Source organism: Kitasatospora sp. NPDC050463 (genome assembly GCF_040655255.1).
Lineage (GTDB): Bacteria > Actinomycetota > Actinomycetes > Streptomycetales > Streptomycetaceae > Kitasatospora.
The window spans coordinates 1-8,875 of the sequence record NZ_JBFAJO010000148.1; the positions used below are offsets into that span (position 1 = coordinate 1).

The 8,875-nt window shown below is 68.9% G+C and carries 3 protein-coding genes and 4 pseudogenes; 4 read left to right on the plus strand and 3 right to left on the minus strand.

The annotated features are described in order from the left end of the window. Together AB0J08_RS40145 and AB0J08_RS40150 are read right to left on the minus strand one after the other, a co-directional pair. Positions 1 to 427, minus strand: a pseudogene (locus AB0J08_RS40145) (hypothetical protein); the annotation flags it as partial. 98 nt (positions 428 to 525) lie between these two features. Next, positions 526 to 1,137, minus strand: a pseudogene (locus AB0J08_RS40150) (IS6 family transposase); the annotation flags it as partial. 192 nt (positions 1,138 to 1,329) lie between these two features. On the opposite strand from AB0J08_RS40150, the gene AB0J08_RS40155 reads away from it, so the two are divergent. The 3 genes from AB0J08_RS40155 to AB0J08_RS40165 all read left to right on the plus strand — a co-directional run bounded on the left by AB0J08_RS40155 (position 1,330) and on the right by AB0J08_RS40165 (position 6,693). Next, positions 1,330 to 4,236, plus strand: coding sequence for a SpoIIE family protein phosphatase (locus tag AB0J08_RS40155; protein WP_360644664.1), 2,907 nt, complete (start codon positions 1,330 to 1,332; stop codon positions 4,234 to 4,236). Positions 4,237 to 4,457: 221 nt separating this feature from the next. After that, complete coding sequence (locus tag AB0J08_RS40160; protein WP_360644667.1) at positions 4,458 to 5,030, plus strand: SMI1/KNR4 family protein; 573 nt, start codon at positions 4,458 to 4,460, stop codon at positions 5,028 to 5,030. 184 nt (positions 5,031 to 5,214) lie between these two features. After that, the gene (locus AB0J08_RS40165; protein ID WP_360644670.1) at positions 5,215 to 6,693 is read left to right on the plus strand and encodes an NF041680 family putative transposase; all 1,479 of its coding nucleotides are present in this window, start codon (positions 5,215 to 5,217) and stop codon (positions 6,691 to 6,693) included. 58 nt (positions 6,694 to 6,751) lie between these two features. Here AB0J08_RS40165 and AB0J08_RS40170 read toward each other — a convergent pair. After that, positions 6,752 to 7,945: pseudogene (locus AB0J08_RS40170) on the minus strand (IS3 family transposase). Positions 7,946 to 8,178: 233 nt separating this feature from the next. Between AB0J08_RS40170 and AB0J08_RS40175 the strand changes: the two are divergent. Continuing rightward, a pseudogene (locus tag AB0J08_RS40175) lies at positions 8,179 to 8,550 on the plus strand (transposase); the annotation flags it as partial. Positions 8,551 to 8,875: the final 325 nt, after the last annotated feature.

An 8,875-nucleotide genomic window follows, 5' to 3' on the forward strand; every position in this document is an offset into this window, starting at 1 on the left:
CCTCGCCGCGCACCCCGGCGATGCGGAGGCCGCCCTCGCCGCGCACGAACAAGCCATGTTCGCCCGCGCCGCCGCCGTGGAAGCGGACGATGACGACTTCTACACGATCATGATCAACGACAATGCGCCCCACAGCCTGCTCGCCCTGATGACCGGAGCCGAACAGGACGCGTGACCCCGCCTTCGCGCGCAGCGACAGGCAGCCCGACACAGTTCCCCGCTCGGCGACCTGCGGCCCGGGCCGCAAGCATCGGGCCGGTTCGCGGTAGCCCATATAGGTCGACAGCGACGGGATCTTCGCCTGGACGTTGTCCTCGGTGCGATACCAGTGCAGCAGCCTTCGAACGGCGAAGGTGTGCCTTGTGTCCGCAGAAGCCGTGTGCGCTTGGACCGTGTGGTCATTGGGCAGGTCGAATTCCGTCGCCATGTTTGTGACGTCGAGATCTGTGTGTGTTGCATTCCGAAGGAGCTGTTGTGATGCAGCTCACTTCAAGACGTCGGTGCGGTGGTCGGGGGCGGTGAGCAGTGGCGTCGTGGCCGGAAGTGGGGTGAGATGCCGCTGAACGCGGCCAGGAATTGTTGGGCTCCGCCGACGGTGCGGAAGCCCTCATGGCGCGTTCGCGCTGCCTCGGTTGATGGGAGTTCTCGGCGCGGTTGTTCAGGCCTTGTGGGCGCGGTGCTCCACGGAGGGCATGACCTCGCGGTGGGCGGCGCCGTGGGAGCGGCGCTTGTCCGTGACCACCACCCTCGGCACGGATCGGGTTGTCTTCATCAGCTTCCCGAAGAAACGCCTGGCCGCCGTGGTGGCCCGCCGGTTCTGCCCGAGGATGTCCAGCACGTTGCCGTCGGCGTCGACCGCGCGACCAGGTAATTCCACGCGCCGTTGATCTTCACGGAGAGCTCGTCCAGGTGCCACTTGTCGCCGGCCCCGGGCGCCGGCGCCGCAGCGCGTTGGGCCTGCCCGACTTCAGGCACCGCCGCCGCACGCTCTCGTGGGAGACGATCTACACCGCGCTCGAGCATCAGCTCCTCGGCCTCGCGGAAGCTGAGCGGGAACCGGAAGTACAGCCACACACAGTGCGAGATGACCTCCACTGGGTACCGGTGCCCCTTGTACGACGGCGGCACGGACGACATCTACGACCAACCACAAGATCGTCCCACCCCCGGCAGCCAACGTGACAATGCCGGCGGAGGTGCCGCTGCCGAGCGTCGGCAGCCCGAGTTCGGTCGACCCGGGGGAAGCCGGTGCTAAATTGACCATGCGGGTGTTTTGTCCGTTTGTAGGTATATGTGAGCCGCGCATCGGGAGCGCCGGCGAGGTGTGGCATGACAGATCGTGCAACAGCGGGCCTGGAAACCGCGGGACTTAGGCAGAGCAGACGTCTTCATATGCTCCGTGCCCTGTGTGCCGGGCTCACGGCCCACGAGATGCTGTGCTGCGTTGCAGACCAGGCGATGGCCGAACTCGGCGGGTTCGCGGGGATGGTCCATTGGTCCGGCGGGCAGGGAGGCGGTCGGCGCCTGCGCTTGGTGGCCGTCAGCGGACTGCCCCGGCCAGCCCTCCAGGAGTGGGCGGAGATCGCCGAGGACGACATTCACAGTGCTCTCGCCATCGCGTTCCGTGACGACGGGTACGTGTGCATGCCTGCCGTCTGCGGCGTCCGGCCGCTGGACGGGGAGCCGGTTGTCGCCATGGTGGCGGCAGTCCCGCTGGCGGAATCGGATGCACAGCTGGGGACGCTGTCCGTCCTGACGGCGCAGGGCGAGCCGACACCCGCGCAGCGGACGTTCCTCGACCAGGCAGCCCGGTGGGTGGTGACACACGTCTCGTCCCCCGAATGGGTGGTCGACCGGCGGGGGCTGCACACGCAGCCCGTCGGCTCCGACCTGCGGATGGCGCTGGACGCTGTACAGGTCGGCTCGTGGCAGTGGAACATTTCCACCGGAGACATGTCCTGGGACGACGTCGGGCTCGGGCTGCTCGGCGTGTCCGGCGCAGGCGTCCGCCGGCTCGGGAGCTGGGCCGACTTGGTGTACCCCGATGACCTGCCCAAGGTGATGGCCGCCGTCGAGGAGTCACTGCGCACCGGTGACATCTACGAGGCGGACTACCGAATCCGTCGGCCGGACGGGACCACGCGCTGGATGCGGAGCCGGGGCCGCCCGGTACCCGGCGACCGGGGCGAGCCGGAACGCGTGGTCGGCACGGTCTGGGACACCACCGAGAGCCGCATCGCCCCGCAGGCCGTCGGCGACGCGATGAGGTACATGGGCGACGCCTTCCTCGGGGTCGACCGGAACTGGCTGATCACCTTCCTCAGTGGCGCGGCCGAACACCTCCTCGGCCGTGCCCGGGACATCGTGGGCCGGGGCCTGTGGGAAGGCCCGGCAGGGCAGGTAGCGGGGCTGGAGGAGCGATGCCGTCAGGCCGCCGCAGACAACGTACCCGTGGCTGTCGACTTCCGGTGGCCGACGGACGGGCGCTGGTACCACATGCGGCTGGCCCCGCATCCCGAAGGACTGACGGCCTACCTCACCGATGTCACCGACGACCGGACGCGCGCCGCGCGCCGTGAGGCCGACCGGCGGGCTCGTGCCACGTGGCCGGACGTGGCCGAGCAGTCGGGTCCGATCGGCGCGTTGGCCGTCGCCCTGTCCGAGGCGGTGACGATGCAGGACGTCGTCGATGTCCTCGCCGGCCATGTGATGCCGCGGTTCGGTTCGGCCGGGCTGCTGGTGCAGGTGGTGGGAGAGGGCCGACTGCACGTGGTCGGAGCCGTCGGATACTCCGAGGACCACATCCGCAGCCTCGAAAGGCTGCCGCTCAGCGGCAGCGGGCCGGTCGAGGAGGTGACCCGTACCCGCAAGCCGCGGTTCATCGGCTCACCGGCCGAGTGGGCCGCGCGGTATCCGTGGCTGGCCCATCTGCTGGGCACCTCCGGCAAGCAGGCATGGGCGTTCCTGCCGGTGATCGCCTCAGGGCAACCGATCGGCTGCTGTGTGCTGTCCTACTACGAGCCCCGCCGCTTCACCCGCGAGGAGCGGGAGCTGCTCACGGTGTTCAGCGGAATGTTCGCCCAGGCCCTGTCCCGGGCCCGGTTGTACGACCTCGAGCATGCCCGGGCCAAGACCCTGCAGCACGCCCTGCTCCCGCGCGCCCTGCCCTCGACGCCCGCTCTGACCACGGCGGCCCGCTATCTGCCCGCCAGCAGCACCGAGGTCGGCGGTGACTGGTACGACATCATTCCCCTGTCCGCGGACCGGGTCGCTCTCGTCATCGGCGATGTCATGGGTCACGGACTGGCCCAGGCCGCGACCATGGGGCGGCTGCGTACCGCCGTGCACACCCTCGCCGACCTTGATCTTCCGCCGGGCGAGATCCTCGCGCACCTCAATGACCTGTTCACCGACCTGGGTGACGAGTTCTACGCGACCTGTCTGTACGCCGTCTACGACTCCGTGACCGGGGACTGCTCCATCGCCCGGGCGGGTCATCCGCCGCCGGCGGTCATCCTGCCCGACGGCTCGGTCAGTTTCTCCGACCTGGTGCCGGATCCGCCTCTGGGAGCGGCCGAACCCCCGTTCACCAGCGTGCGGATCTGTCTGCCCGAGGGTAGCCGCCTCGTTCTCTACACCGACGGTCTCGTGGAGTCCGCCTCCCGGGACATCGACAGCGGCATGGCCGAACTCGCCAGGGTCCTCACCGGCAAGCCCGTACGGACCACAACCGCCCAGGGCGACAGCCAGGCAGAGCTTGAACAACTGTGCGACGCTGTCACCGGCACTCTCCTGCCCGCCGGGCGGGAGACCGCGGACGACACCGCCCTGCTCGTGGCGTACACCCACCGGCTGCCTCCCGACGCCGTGGCCTGCTGGGAGCTGTCCGACGGACCGGTGGCCGCCGGTGAGGCACGGACTCATGTCCGCGAGCAACTCGGTGTCTGGGCACTTGACGACCTTGTGATGGCTGCTGAGCTACTGGCCAGCGAACTGGTCGGCAATGTGGTGAGGCATGCGAAAGGTCCCGCGCGGCTGCGTCTGCTACGTAGCCGGACTCTGGTCTGCGAGGTCTCTGACCGCAGCGCGGCCACACCCCGGATACGCCGAGCCACGGACGCCGATGAAGGGGGACGCGGTCTGCAACTGGTGGCCGCGCTCTCCCAGCGCTGGGGCACCCGCTACACGTCCGACGGCAAATGCATCTGGACCGAGCTGCCTCTCCCCCAGGCATAGGCGACCGCCTGGAGCCGCCAGACCGGTTCGACAACGGGTCCTTAACTTGCCGTTTAACCGTTTGCCTCGCCGCCGCACGTCACCCGACCGGTCTGGCGCTGGCGGGAGTCGAGCTTTTGCCGACCGTGCGACCGCCAGAGCGGCGCGGTGGAACAGGACCTGCCGGCGGCGAGGCGGGGATCGGCCAGGCGGGCGGCTGGCCGCCATGACAGCCTGAGCCGGTGGAAGATCTCATTGGCATCCAGACACCGCGCCGCCGTCTGATCGACCCTGACGAGGCGATCACGGAACTTGAGCATGCCGTACCCGGCTTCAGCTCACTTCGCCTCGCGGTGCCCCAGACCTTCGACTGGCCTGCACTCGAAGGCGCACTGGGAGCTTCACTCCCTGCCGACTACAAGCGGCTCTGCGAGCTCTACCCCACCTTCGTGCTCGGCGACTTCCTCTCCGTCTACTACCCTGCGGTCGGTCGCGAGCAGGACTGGCCGCAGGGACTCCAGGAGGATCTGGAGACCGTCATGGAGTGGTGCGAGGACAACGACCCCGTCATCCCGTTGCACCCGTACCCCGCTCCGGGCGGCTTGCTCCCCTGGGGCGGGTCGAACCAGGGCGACTTCTTCCTGTGGAGCACCAGCACGGCGGGCCCGCAGGAGTGGACCGTCACCGTCGCCTCACGAAATGGTGACTGGTGGCATTACACCGGCGGGCTGGTGCAGTTCCTGGCCGAGCTGATCAGCGGTGTGCTGGAGCCACGGGGGCTGCCCGTGATCCGGCCCGAGGCCCACAAATGGTGAGGTGCCGACACCGAGCCCGGCCCTCCTGCTGGTAGCCGGGGCGTTCGCTGCAGCACAAGCAGCCGTCTGCCGAGGGTCGACTCGCCCTGTCACTCGTACGGGGGTTTGGCGGACGTCGGAGCGGCCTTCACGTGATCCTGAACTCTGCGACGAGGTACAGGGGTCAACGTGAAGGCCGTGATGAATGAGTGTGACGAAGAACGATGCCCGACGGGAAGCGTTCGCGGAACTGTCACGCTTCCGGGCGGACTTCTACGACTGCCTGGGCGGACGCGGCGACGCGCTGTTCGAACTGGCCGACGCGCTGCTGTGCACGGACGGCCCGGTGAAGACACTGGTGGACCTGTCGCTCTCGCCGGAACACCGACGCGGGCACGGCGCGATGTACGGCGCGCTCAACAAGGGCCACCTGGACGTCGGCCGCCTGCGGCAAACGCTGGCGGGCCTGCCGCTTCCCCTGGCCGCGGACGGTCGCCTGGTTCTGGCAGTGGACGTCTCGCCGTGGCTGCGGCCGGACGCGGCGACCGCGCCGGACCGCTCGTTCTGCCACACGTACGGACGAGGCAAGGACGAGCACCGGATGATCCCCGGCTGGCCCTACTCGATCGTCGCCGCACTGGAGACCGGCCGCACGTCCTGGACGGCGATCCTGGACGCGGTCCGGCTGGAGCCCGGCGCGGACATCGCCGCCGTCACTGCCGACCAACTTTGGTATGTAGTAGAGGGGTTGCTCTCTTCGGGTCAGTGGCGCGAGGGTGATCCGGAGATCCTGGTCGTCTTGGACGCCGGGTACGATGCACCCCGCATCCACCACCTGCTGTCCGGTCTGCCGGTGCAGGTCCTGGGACGGCTCCGCTCGGACCGGGTGATGCGCCGACCGGCGCCGACCCGCGCGGAGTTCGCGCTGGCTAACCCGGGCGGTGGTCGGCCGCCCAAGCACGGCGGTGAGTTCGTCTTCGGCCAGAGCGACACCTGGGGCGAGGAGCAGGCCGTGACCGTCACCGACACCCGCCTCTACGGCACGGCCACCGCACGGGCCTGGGACCGGCTCCACCCGAGGCTCACCCGACGTGGGGCCTGGCTCGACCATGCCGACGAACTGCCGGTCATCGAGGGCACCGTCATCCGGCTGAGCGTCGAGAGGCTGCCCAGCGGCGGGGTCAACAAGCCGGTCTGGCTCTGGTGGTCGGGCACCGGAGCCAGCCCCGCCGATGTCGATCGCTGCTGGCAGTCGTTCCTGCGGCGGTTCGACATCGAGCACACGTTTCGCCTGTTCAAGCAGACGCTGGGCTGGACGAAGCCGCGACTTCGCAGTCCGGAGGCGGCTGACCGGTGGACGTGGCTGGTGATCGTCGCCCACACGCAGCTCCGCCTCGCACGTCCATTGGCCGCCGACCTCCGTCGGCCGTGGGAGAAGCGGGCCGAATCGAACAAGCTGACCCCAGCCCGGGTGCGGCGGGGGTTCAGGAACCTCCAGGCGCAGAGCCCAACGCCAGCGCGAGCACCGAAACCCTCCCGGCCCGGCCCCGGGCGCCCGCTCGGTTCGAGGAATAACCGTTCGGAAACCCGTCACGACGTGGGAAGGGTCCTCGCCACCGGCGAGGCGTACACCAGACCCGCCCATCACAAGAAGGGCACCAAGCCCCGCCGCCTGGATAAATGACAAGCTTAACTAAGCGGTTTGAGCTGCCCCGACTTTCGTGGAGCCCGCGATCGTGTGATCAGGCGACTTGCGGGTGTTGCTCCAGTCTCGTCCAGTACGCCTGCTCGTACTCGTCGGGCGGCATGTAGTCGAGCGCGGAGTGGAGGCGCTCACCGTTGTACCACGCGACCCACTGGAAGACGGCCCGCTCGACCTCGTCGAAGTCCCGCCACGGCCCCTGATGCTCGATCAGTTCGGCCTTGAACGTGCCGTTCAGGGCTCTGCCATCGCGTTGTCGTACGAGTCCGCGACGGACCCGACGGATGCCGACGCGCCGACCTCGACCAGTCGCTCCGTGTAGCGAATGGATACGTATTGGGCGAGTTCAACCGGTCGCTGTGATGAATGAGGTCGGCATCCTTCTTGATCTTCTGCCGCCACAGCGCCATCTCCAACGCGTCCAGCGGCAGGTCGGTCCGCATGTGGGTGGCGGCCTGCCAGCCCACGATCCGGCGGGAGTACGCGTCCAGGACGAACGCCACGTAGACCCAGCCCGACCAGGTGCGGACGTAGGTCAGGTCGGCCAGCCACAGCTGGTTCGGGCGCCGGGCGGCGAAGTGGCGGTTGACCAGGTCCGGCGGACGCGGCGCCGCCGGCTCCGCAACGGTCGTGCGGCGGCGCTGTCCGCGGATCACGCCCTCGATGCCGAGCTCGCGCATCAACCGCTCCACGGTGCACCGCGCGACCTGGTGACCGGCGCGAGTCAGGGCGCGGGTGATTCGGCGGGCCCCGTAGGTGCGGCCGGAGTCCTCCCACACCGCTGTGACCAGCGGGATCAATTCTTCGTCGCGGAGCCGGCGGGCCGACTTCGGCCGCTGCTTGCGGGCGAAGTACGTCGACGGCGACAGCTCCAGCACCCGGCAGACGGGATCGACCCCGAAGCCGTCACGCAGGTGGTCGATCACCTGTTCGGCCTCGTCCGGGGACGGTCGATATCCTGGGCAAAAAACACGCTGGCGGCCTTGAGGATCTCGTTGGCCCGCCTCAACTCGGCGACTTCCTTGCGGAGTTCCTTCAGCTCGTCCTGCTCTGCGGTCGTGAGCCGATCGTCGCGCTCTCCGGCGTCGGCCTCGGCCTGACGCACCCAGGACCGCAGGGCTTCCTTGTGGATGCCCAGGTCACGGGCCACGTGAGCGACGGGGCGGCCCGTCGAGCGGACCTCGCGGACGGCGCGCTCACGGAGTTCATCGGGGTACTTGCGGGGTGCTGGCACTGCTCGTGGTTCTCCTTACGCCTGGATCGTAACAAACCCAGACATCAGGGACTCCACGAAAGTCAGAGCAGCTCAGTCTGGTTTCTGCCCCACACATCCATTGCGGTGGTGCCGCCCCGACGGCGGCCAGCTGCCGCCCGCGGTGGTGGCCAACCAAGCCGCACGCCGAGGCCAGCACCTGGGGATTACGTGACCGCGATCGGTGTGATCGTCCACATCCCGGAACAGCTCTGGCCGGCGGCGGATCCCTGCAACACCTGGAGGTCCGCCACCGCGCTCACGCCCGCGTCGAGGACCACATCCGCTGCGGGAAGACCACCGGCTTCGGCCGCTTCCCCTCCCGCCACTTCGCCATCAACCAGGTCTGGCTGGAGCTGTCCCTGACCGCGATCGACCTGCTCGCCTGGACCAGGACCCTGCTGCTGGACGGCGAGCTGGCCACCGCCGAACCCAAGAAGCTCCGCTACCGCCTCCTGCACACAGCCGCCCGGATCACCCGCGGAGCCCGCCGCCTACACCTGCGGATCGCCGCCACCTGGCCCTGGCGCCACGAACTGACCGCCGCGTTCAGCCGCCTGGCAGCACTGCCCCGACCCGCCACCTGACCGACGAAGAAGCCCTGACCGCCCCCGACCCAAGGACCACAGGAGCACCCGGCCCCCGCGCCGGGCCCTCACCATGCCCACCCCCCGACGGCAGCCCCGGCCCCGCCGCCCAGAAGATCAGCACAGCTCAGCCAGCCCCAACCGAAACGCGGAGGTGCCTGCGCGTTTCATCTGGGGGCGCGTCCGGATCATGATCGGAAAAGCGAAGTGCCTTCTGTGCTGCAACGATGACTAGCCGTTGCTCTATCGACCTTGGTGATTGTGAGTTCGAATCTGCCGACTCGGTCGGGTGATCTTCAGTCGGCAGGGCATGAAAGTGGGGCCT